At 58.2% G+C, this 20,187-nt stretch carries 14 protein-coding genes, 1 tRNA gene and 2 pseudogenes; 12 read left to right on the top strand and 5 right to left on the bottom strand.

What is annotated here, in order from left to right; genetic code table 11:
* Nucleotides 1-21: 21 nt before the first annotated feature.
* Nucleotides 22-1,002, top strand: a complete 981-nt coding sequence (locus C461_RS04205) for a PLP-dependent cysteine synthase family protein (RefSeq protein WP_007998937.1) — start codon at nucleotides 22-24, stop codon at nucleotides 1,000-1,002.
* Between the two features lie 66 nt (nucleotides 1,003-1,068).
* Here the strand turns inward: C461_RS04205 and C461_RS04200 are convergent, their stop codons facing one another.
* Nucleotides 1,069-1,491, bottom strand: a complete 423-nt coding sequence (locus C461_RS04200) for a CoA-binding protein (protein WP_007998935.1) — start codon at nucleotides 1,489-1,491, stop codon at nucleotides 1,069-1,071.
* A gap of 61 nt (nucleotides 1,492-1,552) precedes the next feature.
* Nucleotides 1,553-2,155: an RAD55 family ATPase gene (locus tag C461_RS04195; RefSeq protein ID WP_049906285.1), complete on the bottom strand. Its 603-nt coding sequence runs from the start codon at nucleotides 2,153-2,155 to the stop codon at nucleotides 1,553-1,555.
* A gap of 381 nt (nucleotides 2,156-2,536) precedes the next feature.
* On the opposite strand from C461_RS04195, the gene C461_RS04190 reads away from it, so the two are divergent.
* Nucleotides 2,537-2,611, top strand: a tRNA-Arg gene (locus tag C461_RS04190).
* Nucleotides 2,612-3,333: 722 nt separating this feature from the next.
* On the opposite strand, the gene C461_RS16325 is transcribed toward C461_RS04190, so the two are convergent.
* On the bottom strand, nucleotides 3,334-3,660 hold the full coding sequence (locus tag C461_RS16325; protein WP_449271973.1) for a DUF7344 domain-containing protein: 327 nt from the start codon (nucleotides 3,658-3,660) through the stop codon (nucleotides 3,334-3,336).
* A 152-nt stretch (nucleotides 3,661-3,812) separates the two neighbouring features.
* On the opposite strand from C461_RS16325, the gene C461_RS04185 reads away from it, so the two are divergent.
* From C461_RS04185 to C461_RS04175, 5 genes and pseudogenes are all read left to right on the top strand, one after another.
* The gene (locus C461_RS04185) at nucleotides 3,813-4,310 is read left to right on the top strand and encodes a hypothetical protein (protein WP_007998932.1); all 498 of its coding nucleotides are present in this window, start codon (nucleotides 3,813-3,815) and stop codon (nucleotides 4,308-4,310) included.
* A 188-nt stretch (nucleotides 4,311-4,498) separates the two neighbouring features.
* Entirely contained in the window at nucleotides 4,499-4,690 is a 192-nt protein-coding gene (locus tag C461_RS15305) for a hypothetical protein (protein ID WP_152418310.1), read from the top strand.
* A gap of 123 nt (nucleotides 4,691-4,813) precedes the next feature.
* On the top strand, nucleotides 4,814-5,299 hold the full coding sequence (locus tag C461_RS15300) for a hypothetical protein (RefSeq protein WP_152418309.1): 486 nt from the start codon (nucleotides 4,814-4,816) through the stop codon (nucleotides 5,297-5,299).
* A gap of 248 nt (nucleotides 5,300-5,547) precedes the next feature.
* A pseudogene (locus C461_RS16270) lies at nucleotides 5,548-5,673 on the top strand (restriction endonuclease); the annotation flags it as partial.
* 1,136 nt (nucleotides 5,674-6,809) lie between these two features.
* Nucleotides 6,810-9,971 carry a hypothetical protein gene (locus C461_RS04175; RefSeq protein ID WP_152418308.1) on the top strand — a complete coding sequence of 1,054 codons (3,162 nt, stop codon included), beginning with the start codon at nucleotides 6,810-6,812 and terminating at the stop codon, nucleotides 9,969-9,971.
* A 602-nt stretch (nucleotides 9,972-10,573) separates the two neighbouring features.
* Here C461_RS04175 and C461_RS04170 read toward each other — a convergent pair.
* A complete protein-coding gene (locus tag C461_RS04170; RefSeq protein WP_007998929.1) occupies nucleotides 10,574-11,587 on the bottom strand; it encodes a tyrosine-type recombinase/integrase in 1,014 nt (337 codons plus the stop codon).
* A 590-nt stretch (nucleotides 11,588-12,177) separates the two neighbouring features.
* Here C461_RS04170 and C461_RS04165 point away from each other — a divergent pair.
* From C461_RS04165 to C461_RS14990, 4 genes are all read left to right on the top strand, one after another.
* Nucleotides 12,178-12,618, top strand: a complete 441-nt coding sequence (locus tag C461_RS04165) for a DUF6653 family protein (protein ID WP_152418307.1) — start codon at nucleotides 12,178-12,180, stop codon at nucleotides 12,616-12,618.
* Nucleotides 12,619-12,763: 145 nt separating this feature from the next.
* Nucleotides 12,764-13,414, top strand: coding sequence for a helix-turn-helix domain-containing protein (locus tag C461_RS04160; protein ID WP_080506246.1), 651 nt, complete (start codon nucleotides 12,764-12,766; stop codon nucleotides 13,412-13,414).
* Between the two features lie 156 nt (nucleotides 13,415-13,570).
* Nucleotides 13,571-16,327 (top strand): PEP/pyruvate-binding domain-containing protein, encoded by a 2,757-nt coding sequence (locus C461_RS04155; protein WP_049906283.1) that lies wholly within the window; start codon nucleotides 13,571-13,573, stop codon nucleotides 16,325-16,327.
* A gap of 17 nt (nucleotides 16,328-16,344) precedes the next feature.
* On the top strand, nucleotides 16,345-17,088 hold the full coding sequence (locus C461_RS14990) for a DUF4010 domain-containing protein (protein WP_007998922.1): 744 nt from the start codon (nucleotides 16,345-16,347) through the stop codon (nucleotides 17,086-17,088).
* A gap of 518 nt (nucleotides 17,089-17,606) precedes the next feature.
* On the opposite strand, the gene C461_RS04150 is transcribed toward C461_RS14990, so the two are convergent.
* Nucleotides 17,607-19,847, bottom strand: a complete 2,241-nt coding sequence (locus C461_RS04150) for a PAS domain S-box protein (RefSeq protein WP_049906281.1) — start codon at nucleotides 19,845-19,847, stop codon at nucleotides 17,607-17,609.
* 216 nt (nucleotides 19,848-20,063) lie between these two features.
* On the opposite strand from C461_RS04150, the pseudogene C461_RS15295 reads away from it, so the two are divergent.
* Nucleotides 20,064-20,174 (top strand): annotated as a pseudogene (locus tag C461_RS15295) (IS5/IS1182 family transposase); the annotation flags it as partial.
* Nucleotides 20,175-20,187 lie beyond the last annotated feature (13 nt).

Genomic DNA, 20,187 nt, shown 5'->3' with positions numbered 1-20,187 from the left:
GCCGGCAACCTTTGCGGGAGCATGACGACCCATCGGGAGCCCCTGTCGTCGGTGCTCGAGACGATCGGGGAGACGCCGCTCGTCCGGGTGCACGACTCGCCGGACGCGGTGCCGGTGTACGCGAAACTCGAGTCGTTCAACCCCGGTGCGAGCATCAAAGACCGCATCGGCAAGTACATGCTCGAACGGATGCTCGAACGCGGCGACGTCGGCCCCGGCGGCACCGTGGTCGAGCCCACCGCGGGCAACACCGGGATCGGGCTGGCCGTCGCGGCGAAACAGCTCGGGCTGAACGCCGTCTTCGTCGTCCCCGAGCGCTTCTCCGTGGAGAAACAACAGCTCATGCGCGCGCTCGGCGCCGAGGTGGTCAACACGCCGAGCGAGGACGGAATGGGGTTCGCCATCGACCGCGCCCGCGAGATCGCCGACGAGCTCGACGACGCGATCGTCCCTCAGCAGTTCTCCAACCCGCTCAACGCCGAGGCCCACTACGAGACGACCGCCCCGGAGATCGACGAGGCGCTCGGCGGCGAGGTCGGGGCCGTGGTCGCCGGCTGTGGCACCGGCGGCACGCTGATGGGGATGGCGCGGTACTTCCGCGAGCGAGCGGCCGACACTCACGTCGTCGCCGTCGAGCCCGCCGGCTCCGCGTACCGCGAGTTCCTCGGCGAGGAGGTCGCCCACGAGGAGTACAAAACGGAGGGGATCGGCACGCACGACATCGACACCAACGAGCTGTTCGACCCGTCGCTCGTCGACGACATCCGACCGATCCCCGACCGCGAGGTCCACGAAGAGATGGGGCGACTCGCCGCCGAGGAGGGTCAGCTCGTCGCCTCCTCCGCCGCCGCGAACGCGATCGCGGCGAAGGCGGTCGCCCGCGGGATCCGCGACGGCGCGATCGACGCCCCACACGACACCGTCGTCACGGTGTTCCCCGATTCCTCCGAGCGATACCTCTCGAAGGGCGTGTATCGCTCCTTCGAGGAGTGGGAAGGGTAGCCGACTGGTAGCTAACGAATCGAACGGGCGTCGCAACCGCTTCCGCCGCCGCTCCCGCCGAGGTCGCTATCCGCGCAGCCGCCGGTGCTCGACTTTCATACAGCGGTCTTGAACGACCTCGATCCCGTCGGCCTCCGCTTCGGCCGCCGCGTCGTCGTGGCTGATCCCGAGTTGGAGCCACGCCGCTCCGGCGTCGCCGCGGTCGGCGTGTCGCTCGCGCACGGCATCGAGGATCTCCGGGACCTCGTCGCTGGGACGGAACACGTTCACGAGGTCCACGTCTTCGTCGACGTCGGCGAGCGCATCGTAGGCGGGCTCGCCGAGAATCTCGTCGGCGAAGGGGTTCACCGGGATCACGCGATACCCCTCCCGCTGGAGGTACGCCGGAATGTCGTGGGCGGCCTTGCCGGGCGTCGTCGAGCAGCCGACCACGGCGATCGTCTCGGCGTCGAGCAACCGGTCGACCCCCTCGTCGTCGGTGATAGGCATGGTTCAGTGTTCGCGGCGGCGCGGATTAAATCCACCAGTTGCGGTCGCGTCCGGGGGCGGCTCAGGCCAACCGGATCGTCGGTTCGCCGTCCTCGGGAACGGTGATGACGCCGTCGAAGAGCTGTTTGAGCGTGTTCATCGCCTGCTCGTCGTGGGACGTCGAGTCGATGCTGAACAGCCCGAGGCCGTTCACGCTCTGGATCCGACCGGTGAACACGTGGAGGAACCGGAATACCGTCTGGAGGTCCGAGTACATCAACAGCGTCGACAGGGAGTGAACCATGACGCGGTTCCGTTCGATCCCGCGATCGCCGAACGCCTGCAGAAACTCCGAGAGCTTGATCCCGATGCCGGTCATGTCCACCGGAGAGGAGGCGTACTTGATCCGATCGGACTCGCGGACGTCGTTGACGCCCTGCTGGCGAGTGACGCAGTCGACGACGGCGACCGGTTGTCCCTCGTACCCGGTCCGCTTGGCGTAATCTTTGAGCACGCGATCGGCGCTGTCCTTCGTCGTGACGACGATCGCGCCGTCACCGCGTTTCGTGCCGGCCGCCAACACGTCCATCATGAGTGCGCGCTTCCCGGTGAGCGGTGGTCCGGTGAGCAAGAGGTTCGTTCCGGGCTCGACCTCCACGTCGAACTGTGGCCTCAGGTCATACATGGGCGTACCTCGGCGACGACAGCACCGATTGGGGCCACTCGTTCGGCTGTAAGGCCGTGCGACCAAGACACATCTACTAGCAGAAACATACCCGGTCCGAATAATATTCTTTTTGATCGCCCACCGGCGTCGCGGTGGGGCTGCCGAGACAGCCGAATGGCCGATCGTGTAACAATTAGAGAGTGATCCCCGGGTTGGACAAAACACGTGACATCGACGCGCAGAACCGATCGGATGACGAAATACAGCCACTATCAGCCGGACCGGCGTATCCCACCGCAACCGGTCGGATCGATCGCCGGGATAAATTTGCGTGTCGATCGTGCATCGGCGATTTCAAATCGCGGGACTTAACATCCTCACCGAAGTACCGCAGTGTACGGGCGCTTAGCTCAGTCTGGATAGAGTGCTTGGCTTCGGACCAAGTTGTCGCGGGTTCAAATCCTGCAGCGCCCATTCCTTCGCGGCTCGTTTCGAATCCAATAGACGGCGTAGAGGTGTTTATATATACTCTCACTATCCTGATGGTTGAGTTGAACACGCAACTGCTTTCACCCGACGTCTTCGGTCGATTTGCAAGAGCCAATACGCGTTGTAGCGCGAAGTAGGTAGCGGTCCAAGGACATTCAGCACGAGCCTCGCTCTTGCTGCTCTCGGTCGGCGAATAGACGCGAAAACGCGTGCTGGGGGCGATTTATTTTAATTTGACAGTCCTACCCCCACTCATGCTTGGTCCACTCAGCGGGGCGCTCATGGGTCTCGCTGCTGTCAGCTTCGTCGCCATCGCGCGTTGTAGCGAAACACTGCGGACCAAGATCCCGTTGTCCATCCAACTGGGTTTGGTCGTTGCTGGGAACCTGATCGCTTTGGCGGCACTGTGAGACCGTTTAAATGGTCAGCATCCGAGTCGACGACGGTAGGTCCGGGAGAAGCTCAAACCTGCACAGATCACCCCGGGTAGCGGAGCACCAGCATCGGCATGGCAGATACCGCTCGTGATCTACTCATCGAGCCGCAGTCGTAGGTCAGCTCCACAGAAGTCGACGGTCTCCCCGTCACGAGTGGAACGCGATCGGCCGGGAATCGTCGTTGACCCCGGTCGCGACGCCCGCACCGTCAGATAGCGTCGCAATGATCTCCCCCGTGGACCCAAGAGATGCACGAGAGTAGCTTGTTCTTCAGGTGCTTGGAACATGCGTCTCCGAGATTGGTTCGAGGAGTGCTTCGAGGAGTTCATCACCGTCGTATCGGACTGTCTCAGAACGGGAGTCGAAATTAACCGCATCAATCGTGGCGAGTTTGGGGAGGTGGCTATGGTGTAGGGTTATTACGATTTTGCTACACCTGTCTGGCGTCGGCCCCTGCTTTTGCAGATGACTGACCAGGTCACTGATCGAGACATGATCCGTCTCAGATTCTTGCAGGAAACGAATGATACACCGTCGCTCGTACTGGTCTAACAGTGCAAATCGTTGATTTATTTCCTCGGTAGTATACTCTCCCATTGTCTCGTCTTGTCGATGACCTTCATATCTACCAACATAAAATTTAGGATGATTGAAGTTTCTGAAGAATAGCAAAGGTCGACCCGCGAAAGATGGCCCACCGCGGGCTGTGGGGGGACCCTCACATCACCGACCAATAGTTAGAGACGAAGATGCGCCCCGAACTCAAAGAACGACGCGAGCGAACGTGGTGGCTACTGAACGGTCTGAATCAGCGCTACTCCGATGTCGTCAAACACATCTCCCAGGAGTTCGACTGCTCGGAGTCGACGGTCAAGCGCGACATCTCGAAGATGGGCGACTGGCTCGACGACCTCGACGGCGACCTCGCTAATCGGACGACAAGCCTCCTCCGCCATCTCCAACGCACGCGGACGCGACGATGGGAGATGGTGCAGGCCGCACGCAGCGTCGACGAGAAGGAACTCGAACGCCGTCTGCTCAACGATGTCGACGACAACGTCGAGCGCTCGCTGGCCCTGCGCGAGGATCTGGACAAGCTCACACAGAGCGACTCGACCCACCACCAGTTCGAGGTGTCCGATCAGTTGAGCGATCAAGAGTTCGTCACCCTCGAACGGATGACCCACAGCGCTCCCCCGGAGAACGCGGTTGGGGCTGGTAAGGCACAGGCGGGCAGAATTGACTGAACGCGCGTGGCCGGGGACATATCAGGCAGAGATGCTCTGTTGAAATCCTCAGCAAGTGATATATTCTGACCCAGTCGCGGTCAGTACAGAGAATGTATTGAACGAACTCTGGCGGAGATTCATTCGACTCGATGTGAGTAACCAATTACACGGAAACCTTTTTATAAATAATCTGAACAAGATCAATTATGTCAACGGATATAGGTCCGGTTGAATCTGCATTGAGGTTTGGAGTTGTTGCAATCATAGCAATCGCAATGATGGTTTTGTTCAGTTGGTGGGTGCTAAGTTTAGATGGTCCTCTTTGGCCAATTGCCGCGATTGTGATAATAATGGGCGCTATGATAGTCATAACTTATGAAAGGCTGTTTGGGTGGTAACCAAACCTACTACCTTTCAATCATAGCAGATTCGTATTTGAATTTTGAAAACTATCCATCGAGGTAGTGTATTTGGATATTTGAACCAATGATTTTTATATCACATCACTTGAGTTTCGATTGATGATTGCGCTTAGTGATGCTGTAAGAGGTACACCCGAAGCAGCGTTTTGGCCTACAGTCGCCTCTGTAATTTTCTATTCTAATTCACCTACGACTCTTAATCTTATTATTTTGATTATAATGATGATCGCAGGATCAATGACCTACGTAACGATGAGACAAGTGAAGACTGTATTTGATAACGTTGTGGACACCTCAAATACAAGAAGAAGAAACAGGATGAATAGGGGTGGTTACAAAGGCAAAATTGAATTTATAGCCGATATTTTTGAAACAAGTTTGAATCTTCTGCCTTCATCTATAACGGTTCAAGTCATCATTGCGCTTTTGATTTTTACAGATATAGCTGGTTTATTCGGATTTTTGTACCTATTGGGCAATCAGGTTCTATTAGCACCAGATCCTAACGTTACCCTCACCGTATTCACGCTTCTCCCGGTTGTTTACGTGTCTGTTATCGGTTGTGTTCTAATCTGGAATCTCTGAATTTCGGCGAGGATTGTATTTTTCAATATCTCGCAGCCGAATTAGCTGCCAAGAAAGCACCCTTCAACTAACGGCTGTTTCAGGCGGTAATATGTTTGAAGAATAGGAGTTCAACAGAGCCGGCAGAGACATTATTCAGCAAATTCTTACGCCTCCCGACACCGTGGATTATAATCACGATGAGTCAGGCGACCCTCTCCTCTACCGTCTATCGGAACTCAGACTTCTTCTCGGGGTACTTCCTCGACGAGCGCGCCGACGAACTCGACGAGAAGATCCAGCGCACCGACGACCTGATCGACGAGACCGTCTACGAGCTGTATGGGCTGACCGACGAGGAGATCGAGATCGTCGAGGACGCGGTCGGCGAGTAGGCGGCCGTCATCAACATCGGCTGGTACACTGACTCTTTCAGGGTTCGCGATTGCACACAGACTCTACTACAGGACAGACCTTTAGAATATAATATTGTCCGAATCTCACCGCTTAGCGAGCGTCCTGCCGAATTGAACCCTTCGCGGTACCTTGATTCTCGCGCGCACATGGCGCGCGTTTTGTACAATTTTCACCCTCTAGTCGAATTATTAAATATTAATTCCGATTAACATCTATTGCATATATTTACAATTCGTATATAATTAGTTTATTTCTGGAATAGGGGGTGTGAACTCAGGGACCCTCACATCACCGACCAACAGGATCTTGTGCGATGTGCGTAGAAAGCGACGACAGAAAGGAATCGACCGCGGGTGGGCGTTCCAGCGCCCAATCCGTGAAAGTAGTCAGTATCTCGACGAACACCGTGGAGGTGATGCGTCATGCGTAGTAAGCATCTTATTGTATATAAAATTATCTTCATGCATAGCGGCGCTGATGGTTTCCCGGGGTGGGGGCGATGAGGTCCCGCTTCTGCCATCGATGCGGTGAGCGGCTCGTCCGGAAGACTCGACCCTACAGCGGCATCCCCCGGGACGTGTGCCCCGAGTGTGACAGCGACAGTCCATACCTCGCTACCGACGGTGGATACGAACCCATCTCGGACCTCACCGATCTGTGGGAGGGAGACCGGGTGCTCTGGGGAGAACGTGACGATCCGCTGGTCGTCGTGCGGACCACATTCGGGTCACACATCTTCGCCGAGGGGACGAACGGGTCGCTGTATCAGGTTCTCCCCGACCACCGAGAGCATCGTCCAGCGTTTCGGCTCGCGCGTGGTGGACCAGTTCGGCGCCTCCGTCGGGTTGAAAGAGAGCGGAAGGGGGCAGAAGGGGCACAATGAGCGGGGAGCCCCGATCCCGCCAGCATACCGGGCTGCGGACCGCCGACGCGCACTACTCATGGCGCGAGGTGTATTGGTCCTGTAGCGTCGCCATCCGGAGCGACCGACCCACCGGGGGTGGTCGTGGTGTCTGACGACGCTGACACCGAGACCGGCGCCTATCCGGGCGACGCGTGGACGTGGGGCGGTGAGCGTCAGTGGCCGCCCGCGCTCAAAGACTACGATCAGTTCATGTGTCGGACCGACGAGAAACTCCCCTTCGCACCGTGGGCTGAGGCGGACCACCCGGACTACGACGGGAGCGCCGAGGATACCCGTTACGGGTGGGCGTTCCCTCCGAATTGGGCTGATTACGACACCGCCCACGAATGGGCGACGAAACACCCGCGACTCGCCGACGACCTCACGTTCATCGGCCAGAAGCCGGGCGAACCCTACGCCGCCGAGTCCGACCCGTTCCTCTTCGTAGACGGCGACGACGTGCGGTGCCCCGAGACCGGCGACATGGCCCCGGAGTTCGTCGCACTCGCCGATCGCCTCGGTATCACATACGCCGACGTATCCACCAGTGGGACGGGCGCTCATCTCGCGTTCTACGGCGAACTCCCCGACGGCTACCGAGCGGCAACGTTCCAACTCCGCGAGGAACCCATCGGCGCGAACGACGAACCACCGTGCGTCGAAATCTACGATGGCAAGCGGCAGTTCATTTTCACCGGCAAACACGTCACTGGGACGCCCGACGACGTGCGCGAGGTGAACACCGACGCTCTCGCCGACGTGTGCGAGGAACACGAAACCCGCCGCGAAACCCCGACGACGGACGAACATGGGCCCCTCCTCAACTCGAAGGATGGGGGTTCGGCACGCGAGCCGTGCAAGTCGAAGGCCGAAGTGGCCGCCCTCGACACCACCGGCGACATCGACGATGTGCTGGACGCCGTGGATCACCTGTCGGTTCACGACATGCGTCTCGCCTCGTCGCCGACGAACACCCGCGCCGACGGCTCCGAGGACTGGGACCCACACATCCCCGGCGAACCCGCCTCGAAGTCCGGTACGCGGTTATACGTCGCCGCTGATGGCAAATCTGTCATCTACCGCGACGGCAACTACGGTGGGACTGCCCTCTCACTCGTCGCGTGGGAAGAGGGGATTGTCTCACCCGGTGAGCGCCTACGCGGCGAGGAGTTCTGGCAGGCCGTCGAAGCCGCCCGCGGCCGCGGTGCGAACATACCCGAGTATGACCGGCCAGCGGACGGCGGGTCACTCGACTACACCCCGATTCTCCCCGAGACTCGTGGGACTCAGGCGGTCTCGCTCGGGTGGGACTTCACCTGCGCCGACACGCTCGGCACCCTGAGCCAGCGCGATGTGTGGAACCGGACCCAAACCACCATCGAAGACGCCATCGACCGCCGCCAGAACAGCCTTCTCACAGTAATCATGTCCGGCGGCAAGACCCGTTCGACCTTCGAGGCCGCCGCTCGGAAAGAGACGTCTCTGACGTACCTCACGGGGCGACACGATCTCTACGAACAGGCGAGCGAAATCTGCGACGACCTCGGTCTTACCCACTACCGGCTCCCGTCGTTCCCGAAGGACTGTAAGACGATGAACCTCAGCGAGGGCCGCCCTATGCGGCAGATGTTCGAGGAACTGTACGCCCGTGGGGCGACGCCGAAAGCGATTCATGAACACTACGGCGACGCTTGCCCCTGCCGCGAGAGTGACGGGGACACCACCCACCGCTGTCCCTACGAAACACGGTGGGATTTCGCCCCCGACGACTACGAGGTCCTCATCGGCCACTACTCCCACGCCCATCTCCCAAATGGCGTGACGAGCGGGCGCGTCGTCGCCTTCGATGAGTTCCCCGGCGACGCGTTCACCACTACGCTGGAAGGCGACGGCCTTGAACGTGCCATCAACACGTTCCTCGCCAGCGAACCCGGCGTACCATTCGCCGACTGGCATGACCTCATCGAGAACCGCCGCGAGACTAACCGCCGTGACGCCGCGCTTGACTGGTTCGACGGCTTCGACTTCGACGAGCCGGACGTGCAAGGCGTTTTTCGGAACGACGACTACCACGCTTACGCGCCACACGCGGTCTATACGCTCCTCACAGGCAACGAACTCGCCGAGTCCGACGACCCCGATGATTCGAGCATGGGGCCATATCCGTTCGAGCGAACCACGCTCCCGGGCGTGCAGACCCCCGGCGTCTACTTCCGGGGTGACAGCCACAACCCGAAGGCGGTGAAACTACAAACGCCGCCGTCGCTCACCTACGCCCACACCGTCCTCGGTCTCGACGCCACTGGCATGGTCGAACTCTGGCGCGACCGCCTCGGGATCCGACTCACCCATCAATCCGTCCTCACTGACGAGGAACGCGCCGAGTACGTCCGCGACACCCTCGCTATCAACGGTATGCGCGTCGCTGACCACGCGAAGCCCTACACCTCCGGGGAATTTGCGACGGTCAAGCGAGATCGTCGACTCTTCGAGGCCGTCCGCGACCAGTACGGCGATGGGACGCCGCCCGTGGTGTTCACCTCCCTCAGCGTCGAGCGCAAATACGACGAGGCGGGGGTCGTGGACGATGGCACAGCGAAAACCATCGACCACTTCGCCGCCCTTCGCGGGACGAACAGGTACGCCGAGGAACGCCTCGCCGTCGTTTCCGGCTCACCACACTACGGAGATACATGGGTCCGAGAACAGGCCGCGTTCCTGGGGCAAGCCGTGTTCCCCGAGCGCACCGATGACGGCGAACGGACCTACGGACCACTCGGGAACCGTATCCGCTACCAAATGCGCGAGGCCGAAGTGGTACAGGCCGCCCTCCGTGTCGGACGACAAGGTCGGGGTGCGACCGTCGTGTTCAACACCTCGGCGATCCCCGACTGGTTCCCAATCGAAGCCGTCGGGTCCGTTCCCCGCCATGCTCCTAAGCGGAAAGCGATAGTCGAGACCGTCCGCGACCTCGCCGGCAACACGGGCGCGTCGTTCACCACTGCTAACGTGTATGACGCCATGCCCGACAAAGATACGGTGAGCATGGAGTACGTTCGCAAGACGCTCACGCGGCTGTTCGACGACGGCGCGCTGGACCGCGAGATGCGCGGGCGTGGGTACGTCTGGTACGACGACGGCGTTCATACCGTCGATGACGCCGGACAGGTGTCCCTTCCGGCACTCACTGACGCCGAGCGCGAAGAACGCGACCCCCAACTCGCCCATATAGAACACTATATGCCCGAGTTGGGTGTCCGTGCCGATTCAGCACCGCCAGCCACCGCGACCGACGCCGACGCTCGGAGTTCGACCGCCGACCAGGAGGATTCGGACGGACGAGACCCGCCCGATACCGCCTTGTCGGACTGACGACAGCCGTCACCTACGGTGTTCGACATGGCGTTCTTGAGCGATAGGTAGTGGCCACTCGGGACTCATTCGGCCATAGGGGGTCCGTGACGCTACCGTATGCGTGCAGCAGGCCTGTTCATGGCTTCGGTTCAACAGCCGCCACAGGGGAACCTAGTTCCGCGTCAGTCGCTGAGACGTACCCGATGACACCCGGCGTCACTACTACCATCGTCGAAGCGGTGTTACTGAAACACCGACTCGCTTCGATTCGGGTCACCGATCTCAGCGTTCGCATGGACGGAGGTGACTCCTGACACCTCGGTGAGTGACTTCAGCCGAGGCCACCACCTATTTCGGTATCACGGTGGGGTAAGAGGGTATCTTACGGGTAGTCACGTCCCGCCCACGAGGTGACCAGTTCCCGTAGACCCAGAGTTGGGACCGGGTATCTCGTCGCCATCTCATCATGGCGGACGCGTCGTGGGCGCCCATCGGCGTCTTGACCGATGGCTCTGGGTCCCTGGCGTCGACGTCGTCGTGGCGTTGAGCACAACGAACACACCGCCGTTAGGTGTTCGAATTTCCTGCGAGATCCGGTCCAAAAGAAGCGAGCAGCGTGGCTACTCGAAGAACTGCCGACGTTGTTCCGCCTTTTCTGACTCCGTCATTTCGTTGTAGTGCATGTCGAGCACGTCGATGGAGACGTTTGCCCGGTCACTCAGGACAGGCTTAGGGACCTCTTTTTTGAGGTAGTTGGTGATGCTGCCGCGACGAACTGCGTGTGGGCTGACACTCTCGGGGCACTTTGACGCTTGATTAGCGGCCTCAGCCGCTTCACACGTCTTGATATTGCGGTCTATCGGGCAATCGCCAGCATACACGCAAGGTCGCGTGTAGGTGTAGACGTACCGCTGGATGGTCTGCCCGTGGGCTCGGCCCTGGTTCGTTGCCAGTAGCGGCTCTCGTCCGAAGTCGTCGGTGGTTTTGGGTCGCCCGGTAGCTATCCAGTCGTCGAGTATTTGGCAGACTGATCCTTGCAGTGCGATGGTACGCTCGCCTCGCGCTTTGTTCTTGATCGGTGTCCCCGTGTCGGGCCGATGCCGGACGTTGAGTTGTTGTGTCTGTGGGTCATAGTCGTCAACGTCCAGGGCGACGGCCGCTCCACGGCGGAGCGACGTGTGCCAGAGTAGCTCGAAGACGACGTGCGGCAGCGAGCAATATTTGTACTTCCGAAGATAGGCGAGAACCTCCTCTCCGTCTTCAGAGTCGAGCATCACGGTGCGGACGTTGTCGTCGTAGTCCAAATCGGGTGACTCGACCTTTGTCGATAGGTCGGGTGAGACGGCGTCGATAGACTCGCACCACCGGATGAACACGCGGAGGGTGTCCATTTGGGTTTTCAACGTCACGTTGTTAATGTCGCCGTCGTCTCGGCGCCAGAGCTTGTAACGCTTCAGGTCACGTCCGGTGATGTCGTTGAGGTTGTCGACGCCTTGCTCGGCGCACCAGCGAAGGAAGTGTCCCAGGCGGGAGCCGTGGCTGTAGTGGGTCCACTGGGAGACCTCTGACTTTTTCTCCATGAGGTACAGATCGACTGCGTCGGTCGGTTCGATTGGTTCGAGTATTGGCTTCATCTCTTTGGCCGCAAATCGAGCCGATTACGCTGTTCGTCAACGGGTCAACCGACGGTGGAGCGACAACCGGCCGCTTAGCCCACCGGGGCTCGCGTCTCGCTGGCTTCGAGGTAGTCGGAAGCCCGCGCAGCGTAGCGAGCAGGACCCGAGATGTCGCGGGTGAGAGGTGCAGGGAGCGAGCACAGCGAGCGACTGAACCTCGAATCAGGGAAGTGACTTGAAAACGACTGCCGGAACGGCCGTAGGCCGCAGCCGGCAGGTTATTTTCAAGTCTCTTCACGTGGTTCAAATCCTGCAGCGCCCATATTTTTGAAGTGTGTAATCGCCCGACAGCATCGGGATAATCCTCCAATCGAACGCAGTGTCAATATTTTCGTTCGATGATCGAACGGTAGGGGAGTTCCACTGGGATTCGCGTACAACCAAACGGGTGGCGATTCGGAAAATCAATCGCCGATTGACGAGCAGTCCCTGCTCACACTGGAATGGATTCCTTGGTATCGATTTTTTCTTGGGTTGCCAGAAAAGGCGTGCTGACGATAGAGAGTGTATACAGCAAATTGATACGAGGCTTTCGCGTAAGTGACGTTATGGCTCTCACAGACGTCCTGAGTGAGGACTTCTGGGCACGGCACACGAATCCGTGGAGTGGCTATACGCGACTTCCAATGGGACCAGTACTCCTCCTTGGACTGTATCGTCGGGATTGGCGGATGGTTGGCTTGACTCTTCTCTATGTGGTCATCAATCCGGTACTCTTCCCCGAACCGGAAACGGAGGATGCGTGGATTAGTCGAAGTGTCCTCGGGGAGCAGTTGTGGTTAGCGGAGGGCCACGGGGTGTTCGAGACGAGTCTCCCTGGCGTTCTCAACGTCTTGAACGCCGTTGCGTATTTTTATGGACTGTACGGAGCCTACAAGCGCGACCCGCGGATAGCGGCCCTTGGAGGGGGTGTCGCACTCACGTGTAAACTGGTTTATCTCGATCTCCTTGTAAAATACTACGACGAAAATGCACCAGAACGGGAGTAACTCAAGGAGGCCACCACCTAGAAGCTGAATTCCGAATGCGATAGTGAAGGCTAAGCAACCGCCTAGCTTCAATAGTAGTATAAATGCAGAGTTTGAGAGTGAGAGGCTACCCATTCAGTGAACCCCTGGGTCAGGTGGTACGCCGATGAGATCGGTGACAGTCCTCGTCTCACCCCCGACGGATCATCCTGTGGACCATCTGTTCACCAGTGAATCGAGAGTGCGACGGGAGCGAATCTTCAATCTCTCCCTCCTCAAAGATGGAACGTTCGTTCTCCTCGGCCGGATTCGGGGCAACCTACCGCACGCGCGCGAAATCCTCTCGGCTGAACAGGACGTCCTCGGGTTCAGTATCTCCGAACAGGACGCGAACGTCGGACTCGTGTTTGTGCACGCCCGACCGCCGTCGTCCATCAGGCGGATTCTCGAACTCCGTCGAGAGCAGGGCGTGTTCTTCGACTTCCCGATCGAGGCGACAGAAGCGGGGCAGCTCAAGCTCACCATAGTCGGCGAAACCAACAGCGAAATCACGGGAGTACTGGACGAAATTCCGGCAGCGATCGAGATATCGGTCGAACGAATCGGTCCGTACATCGAGGATCCGAAATCGATGACAGATTTGTTGACCGACCGACAGCGAGAAGTACTAGACGTCGCACTCGCCAGCGGGTACTACGACGTTCCTCGGCGGGCGACCCACCGAGACATCGCCGAACAACTCGAACTCGCAGTGCCGACAGTGAGCGAACACCTCCAGAAAATCGAAGCGAGAATATTCGGCGCACTGGAACTCTGAGCACGGCCCGAGACCCCCGAACAACGCAGCCCCCTATTTCATATATAAACGGCCATTAGTACTAGGCACCAGTCTAACACCTCTCCTGGGCAATAGGGCGCTATGGAACTCTGCTCCGTTACAGATCAACACCGTGTAATTACGAGGGATAATTAGATGCCGGAGACCGAACTATCAGAGGTACGCGACCCGCGCTTTGTCATCTCGCTGGACGAAGCAGACGCGAAAAATATCGATCTCACTGGCGGTAAAGGTGCAAATCTCGCTCGCTTAGTCGAAGCGGGCATGCCAGTCCCCGCTGGAGCGTGTGTGACGACTGCCGCGTATCAGGTTCTCGTCGACGAGCTCGACATCCGGGCAGAGATCGAATCGTTAGCGGAACTCGACCCGGAGCGTGCGGACGAAATCGCTACGAAGAGTGAGGAACTCAGGACGAAGATCCGGGAGCGGGAGATTCCCGAGGACGTCCAACGGGCTATCTTGAATGCAGTAGACACGCTCGATGCCGATTCGTACGCCGTTCGGTCGAGTGCGACGGCCGAAGATTTGCCGACGGCGTCATTCGCCGGCATGCACGAGACGTTCCTCGGAATCGACCAGGAAAACGTTCCCGAATACGTTCAGGAGTGCATAGCGAGCCTCTTCACGGAGCGGGCAGTGTCATACCGGCTCCGGAACGGTGTCTCGCACTCTGAGGTAGGGATGGCGGTCGTCGTGCAGACGATGGTCGAACCGGAGGTCGCCGGAGTGCTCTTCACCGCCGATCCTGTGTCCGGCAATCGCCACATCGCATCGATTGACGCTAACTATGGACTTGGCGATACGGTGGTCGCCGGAGACGTATCCCCAGACAACGCACGTGTTGACCGGCGAACTAGAGAAGTACTCGAATACGAAGTCGGCGAAAAACACCTCGCGCTCCGCTTGGGGAAGGACGGCCGAGACGAGCCATCGCTGGAAGAGGTATCTACGGTACGCCGCGAGAGCCGGGCGTTGACCGATCCCCAACTACGAAAGCTCGTAGAGCTCGGGGGAGGTGTCGAAGAACTACTCGGCAGCCCACAGGACATCGAATGGGCACTCGTCGATGACGAGTTCTTGCTGCTCCAGTCACGTCCGATCACCTCTTTGTATCCGCTCCCATCACCAGCGCCAGCCGATGACCAGCTGCACATCTACTTCAGTATCGGTCACCAGCAAGCGATGGCCGAGGCACTCCCACCACTGGTCGTCGATTGGATGCGGGAAACAGTAAACAGATCTGTTGCTCGGTTCCAGTCCGCCGAATCTGAGCCATCGTTCGCAGTCGAAGCCGGACACCGAGTGTATGTGGACCTCACCCCGCTTCTACGAGGAGAAGTAACACGAAAGATCGCTCTTCGCGTCCTCGACTCGATGAGCGAACCCGCGACGCGTGCACTCGAAGATATCCTCGACCGACACGACGATACAGTTTCCCACGACACGCTCACGAACAGGCTTCAAAAGCTCGGTCGCATGAGCCGACGCTTCCTCCCACTCGCTGTTTCAAACGCACCACACCTGTTGGCCGGCCTCCTCAAGCCGTTCCTTTTCGGGCCACCCGACGCCGAGCGCGTCCGTGCTGGTGTCGAACGGGCGGGAGAAAAGATGGCGACTCGTGTCTCCCACCCCGAATCTTTGAGCGAGCGTATTCGAGTGGCGTTTGAGGGAACTGACCTCGGTACCCTTGCCGCTTCGGTAGGAAGCAAGTCGATGCCGTATCTCCTTGCCGGCGTCGTGGCGGGTAATGTACTGGAACGGCTATACCCAGACGCAGGCGACGAACTTACGGCACTCAGCCGTGGATTCGACGACGAAATCGCCACCGAAATCAATCAGCGGCTCGGCGACCTCGCAGACACTGCTAGGAAACATCCCGACGTTGAAGCGGCGATTCGAGAAGAATCCTCACTCTCAGAGATCGAAGATATCGATGGCGGTAAGCAATTTGTGGCGGCATTCGAGACGTTCCTCGACGACTTTGGCTTCCGGGCGAGTAACGAGATAGACCTGAGCCGACCACGCTGGCGAGACGACCCTTCGATACTCTTCCAGACGATCCGGAGTAATCTTCGGAGTAGCGATCAGGGGGAACACCGCAAACACTTGGCTCAACTGAAACAGGACGCAGGTGAAGCCGCCGAGACAATTGAGAATCGCGCCAGTCGAGGACTCTTCGGTCCCGTGAAACGGCCGATTGTTGGGCAGTTGATCCACGTATACCGAGGGGGAATTCAGCTCCGAGAGCATCACAAGCACGGATCTGCGCGGTTTCTCGCGGCCGTACACGACTGTGTCTCCGATGCGGGTACTGAACTCGCTATGGCTGGTGTATTGGAACACCCAGAGGACGTCTGGTTCCTCCGGAAACGGGAGTTGTTGGATGCACTCGATAGTGAGTCAACACTCGATGTGGACATCACCGAACGGCGTGATACTCACCAGCGATATGCGTCAATGAGGGCACCACCGATTCTCACGAGCGAAGGAGAGACACCGACAGGCAAGAGAGATGGTTCACCCTCGGAACACGTATTTACCGGAACGCCAGTCTCGTCCGGTGTGGTCGAAGGAGTTGCCAAGGTGATGCACGATCCGTCTGAACAGTCGATGTCGAAGGGCGAGATTCTCGTTGCCCCCTCTACGGATGTTGGATGGACACCGCTGTTCCAGGATGCGGCCGGGTTAGTGATGGAGGTTGGTGGCCGGATGACTCACGGCGCACTGGTCGCACGTGAATACGGTATCCCGGCCGTGGTGTCGGTGGCGAACGCGACCGACGAAATCCGAACGGGCGAGCGAATTCGAATCGACGGCGAGCGCGGAACCGTCGAGTTGCTCGACCGAACGGACCGACCGACGGGAGATTCCAACTCTGAAAGTAAGCGATGAGCACTCGCTGGAACGAGATGAGAGACTGCATCGACCCGGAAGACCTCAGAGCGGCAGCTGAGTTTTCCGCTCTTCTCCTCGTCTTGCTGGTTTTACCTGACGAGCGCCTCGACGTACTGTTCGGAGTGAACCCGCGACAAGTCTGGTTGGTCGTGGTGTTCGTCGCGGGACTGAGTTTTCTCGGGTACCTCCTATCCAAGGTAGTCGATCCGGGGACTGCAATCGGCGTCACGGGAGCACTGGGGGGCGCCGTGTCCCCCGGAATGACGATCACATCACTCACCGAACAGTATCGGCGTCATCCGGAGTTCGATCTTGCCTACACGGTCGCAGCCGCAATCGCGTCGACGATGCTGTTCTTACGTAACTTCATCGTCGTGGCCATCGTCAGCCCTGCACTTGCCAAATCACTCGTGGTTCCGTTCGTGGCGATGGCCGGGGTAGGATTCCTCGTAACAGGGGGTCTCTGGTTTCGTACTCGAAATCGTGAACCACCAACGAGCGAATTGAATACTCCGTTTCGAATTCGATCAGCGTTAGCGATCGGCGGCCTTGTCGCGGTCATTCTTGCCCTCGTCAATTCCGTTGACCTATCTCTTTCAGCAAGCACTACCCGAATTGGAATCGTGGTAGCGACGGTGGTACAGCTATCTGTATACGTTGCAGTAACGTCGATAGCTGGTGCGAAACAGATTGCCCGAGTGATTGTTGTGGTACTACTCGGTAGCGCGAGCGTCGGAATTGCGCTCGTCGTGTTATAGCGGAGCGTACGCCTGAAATGATACGGTTGATACCGAAACACACTCTGCATTTTGCACTGAAACTCCCGTAGTATCAGCATATCGGACAGAAGTGGAAATACTGAGTCGTCCGAATTCAGCCGCCTCACGCCTCGAAAGTCGACTCGTTCGACGGTCGAACAGAAGCCTGCAGCGCCCATCCTTCTTCGGGTTGATTTAGAATCACAGTACGGAGCGGGGGCCTTTATAAATACGATCAGTTTTTAGAGAGGTGATTTCAACCCGCGACGGGTTAACCCCACCTCCTTCTTGCGATTAATGGGACAAAACTCGATCAGACTGTCACCAAAGAGGAACAAGTCAGATCTTCGTTCGGGCGCTCCTACACGACCTCGAACACCCGTCTTTCGTCGATCCTACCGACGAAACTGTCAAGCGCACTTCCTAACGTCGGTCAGCAAGACACAGTTTGGTTGCGATAGGTGCTCTTCAGTTGTACCGTGGAGTAGCCGGATTGGTTGATGTGGAAGCGTGCGAATTCATCGCTTAATGTCGCTGCCGGTGATCTCGAAGCGAGCCCCACCCGTCTCCGAGTCAGTCACGTGAATTTCCCACTCGTGGGCATCGACGATCTCTTTCACAATCGCGAGACCGAACCCGGTACCGTTCTCTGCCGTCGAATACCCACCCTCGAAAACCTTCGGTCGGTCGTCCTCTGGGATCCCGGGGCCGTCATCCTCGACGTAGAACCCGTCGTCAAGCGCACCCACGATCACAGTGCTATCGTCGCTTCCGTGGTCGAACACGTTCCGAATGAGGTTCTCAAAGAGTTGTTGAAGTCGACTTCTATCGGCATAAACCTCTGTTGCTGAATCGAATTCGAGCTGGAGTGTTCCAGTCTCTACCCCGACTCCTTGCCAACATTCTTCGACGAGTGAGGCGAGCGATACTGACTCCCTCTCGTCGATCATCGCCCCCGCACGAGCCAACGACAAGAGATCATCGATGAGTGTCTCCATCCGCTCCTTCGCACGGTAGCACCGCTCGAAGTTCTCTTTGTCACCGGTTTCCTCGGCGAGTTGGAGTGACCCCTCAAGCACGTTCAGGGGATTGCGTAGGTCATGCGAGACGATCGACGCGAACTGTTCTAGCTTTTCGTTCTGCTCTTTGAGACGAACATTCGCTTGCTGGCGTTGGAGTTCATAGCTGACCCAGCGACTCATGAGATCGACGAGCGTCACTTCCCACTCGGAGAACTGTCCTCCACGTGGTTCGGTATCGTAGAAACAAAATGTTCCGTACACGTCATCGTCGGTGAAGACAGGCGCACCCAGATAGCAGGAGATTCCCCATTCAGCGTACCCAGCGCGATCCGTTTCCTCAGGTGCGTCTCGTTCAACGTCACCGAGGACGAGTGTCCGTTCGGTATTCGCGGCGATCTCACAGTTCGTCGCCGACACAGGAACGACATCGCCGGCCTGAATGCTATCGTCGTCAGCAGCCACGATCTCGAAGATGTAATCGTCGCCTCGAATCTCTGAGAGCGTACCGTAGGCGACGTCGAGTTCCCGTCGACCTAACTCGATCAGCGCCTCGACCTGCTCCTCGAACGGCTGGCTGCGGTTCGAGATGATGTTGTACATCTCTCTGAGTACGTCCTCTCGATTGTCCCGATCGGTTACGTCACGAAGCACCGAGAGATGCTCCCCGGTGACGATATTCGCTGTCGCGGCGTATTCGATGATTCGTGTTTCGCCATCGTCACGGATTATCTCAAGCGTCCCCCTATCTATGACATTTTTTTCGAAATTCAGCCATGCTTCAGCGAAGTCATAGTCTTCGGGAATGAATTCGTCTATCGACCGGCCGAGAAGTTCCTCTTTCTCCAACCCGAACAGTTCACACGCACCCTGATTCGCTTCGATATACCGCCCCTCGTCATCTGCAACGACCATCGCGTCGAAGGCGCCGTGGAACGACGCTTCGTATCTTTCCTGTTGGCGAATATACTCCTCTTGCTGTGAGAGGTCGCGGACGATTGCAACGACACCGGGATCGCCGTCCCACATCACGTGTCGAGCGGTGACTTGGACGGGGATTTCTGTGCCCTCGAGCGTCAACAGTGTCCGTGGAATGTGGTCGGTGGGCTGTTCTCCGGATTCGACCGCTTGCAATTGTCGGTCGACATCGTCGCGGTAATCCGGATGGATGAATTCACCAACCTGCCGGCCAAGCAGGTCAGACCTCTCGGAAACGTCGTAGAGGGTAGCAGCAGCAGTATTGGCATAGACGAATTCGCTGTTGACGCTGACCAGAATCGCGTCGGGCGAGGCTTCCAGAATCGTTTCGGCTCTCGTTTCGACTTCTTGCTTTTGAAGGCGTGACCGGTATCTGTTGACGACGTTCCGTATCCGCTTGCCAAGGACGGCGTACTGGTTGTTTCCCGATTCTTTCTGCATGTAATCGCTCACTCCCGCCGAAATCGCGTCACTGGCGATTTCTTCGGATCCACGGCCAGTAAACAAGATGAATGGAAGCTCGGGATTCGCTGCCCGGACTGCTTGCAGAAACTCAAGACCATCTATCCGAGGCATATCGTGATCACTCACAATGCAGTCAACGTGATTCTCGTCGAGGTAGTCCAGACCCTCTTGTGCGCTTTCGGCGGTACTCGTGGAGAAGTCCTCATCGAAGCGTTCCAGAAAAGTGGCCGTCAGGTCAGCGAGACCGGGTTCATCATCCACACATAAAACAGAAATTGACTTCCCACTATACACCATGCTATCGAGTAGCAATATAGGGCCGATAAAGCCTTTGGAATTGAAAACCGCCCGTACATACACAACGCACCTCTGACAGAAACGGAGGAGTACTCGATGGTCGTGGAATAGTGTGTCTCTGTATCTAGCGTTGAGGACGGCTATCGATCAACACCGAAAGTATCCAGCAGAACCGGATAGACGCGTTTCGCAACTATCCGCCTTGGTCTGTTGTGATTACGGAACTGGTTCGAGCGGATTCCGACGAAGACGTGGCGTGCATTTCTCGGCTAACACGCCGAGAAACGCACCGACTACGCCGCCATCGATCCGACCGGCTTCGACCGATTCGCGCGTCTCA

Source organism: Halorubrum aidingense JCM 13560, from assembly GCF_000336995.1.
Lineage (GTDB): Archaea > Halobacteriota > Halobacteria > Halobacteriales > Haloferacaceae > Halorubrum > Halorubrum aidingense.
Note: the sequence above shows the minus strand (reverse complement) of the source record. Positions and strands in the feature narration are given on the sequence as shown.

What these genes read in the sequence shown, in the direction of transcription:
- C461_RS04185 (WP_007998932.1), top strand. Translation starts at nt 3,813, where the DNA reads ATGCGCCCCGAACTCAAAGAACGACGCGAGCGAACGTGGTGGCTACTG.
- C461_RS04150 (WP_049906281.1), bottom strand. Translation starts at nt 19,847, where the DNA reads ATGGTGTATAGTGGGAAGTCAATTTCTGTTTTATGTGTGGATGATGAA.
- C461_RS16325 (WP_449271973.1), bottom strand. Translation starts at nt 3,660, where the DNA reads ATGGGAGAGTATACTACCGAGGAAATAAATCAACGATTTGCACTGTTA.
- C461_RS15300 (WP_152418309.1), top strand. Translation starts at nt 4,814, where the DNA reads ATGATTGCGCTTAGTGATGCTGTAAGAGGTACACCCGAAGCAGCGTTT.
- C461_RS04175 (WP_152418308.1), top strand. Translation starts at nt 6,810, where the DNA reads ATGTGTCGGACCGACGAGAAACTCCCCTTCGCACCGTGGGCTGAGGCG.
- C461_RS04205 (WP_007998937.1), top strand. Translation starts at nt 22, where the DNA reads ATGACGACCCATCGGGAGCCCCTGTCGTCGGTGCTCGAGACGATCGGG.
- C461_RS14990 (WP_007998922.1), top strand. Translation starts at nt 16,345, where the DNA reads ATGAGAGACTGCATCGACCCGGAAGACCTCAGAGCGGCAGCTGAGTTT.
- C461_RS04155 (WP_049906283.1), top strand. Translation starts at nt 13,571, where the DNA reads ATGCCGGAGACCGAACTATCAGAGGTACGCGACCCGCGCTTTGTCATC.
- C461_RS04160 (WP_080506246.1), top strand. Translation starts at nt 12,764, where the DNA reads ATGAGATCGGTGACAGTCCTCGTCTCACCCCCGACGGATCATCCTGTG.
- C461_RS04165 (WP_152418307.1), top strand. Translation starts at nt 12,178, where the DNA reads ATGGCTCTCACAGACGTCCTGAGTGAGGACTTCTGGGCACGGCACACG.
- C461_RS04200 (WP_007998935.1), bottom strand. Translation starts at nt 1,491, where the DNA reads ATGCCTATCACCGACGACGAGGGGGTCGACCGGTTGCTCGACGCCGAG.
- C461_RS04170 (WP_007998929.1), bottom strand. Translation starts at nt 11,587, where the DNA reads ATGAAGCCAATACTCGAACCAATCGAACCGACCGACGCAGTCGATCTG.
- C461_RS04195 (WP_049906285.1), bottom strand. Translation starts at nt 2,155, where the DNA reads ATGTATGACCTGAGGCCACAGTTCGACGTGGAGGTCGAGCCCGGAACG.
- C461_RS15305 (WP_152418310.1), top strand. Translation starts at nt 4,499, where the DNA reads ATGTCAACGGATATAGGTCCGGTTGAATCTGCATTGAGGTTTGGAGTT.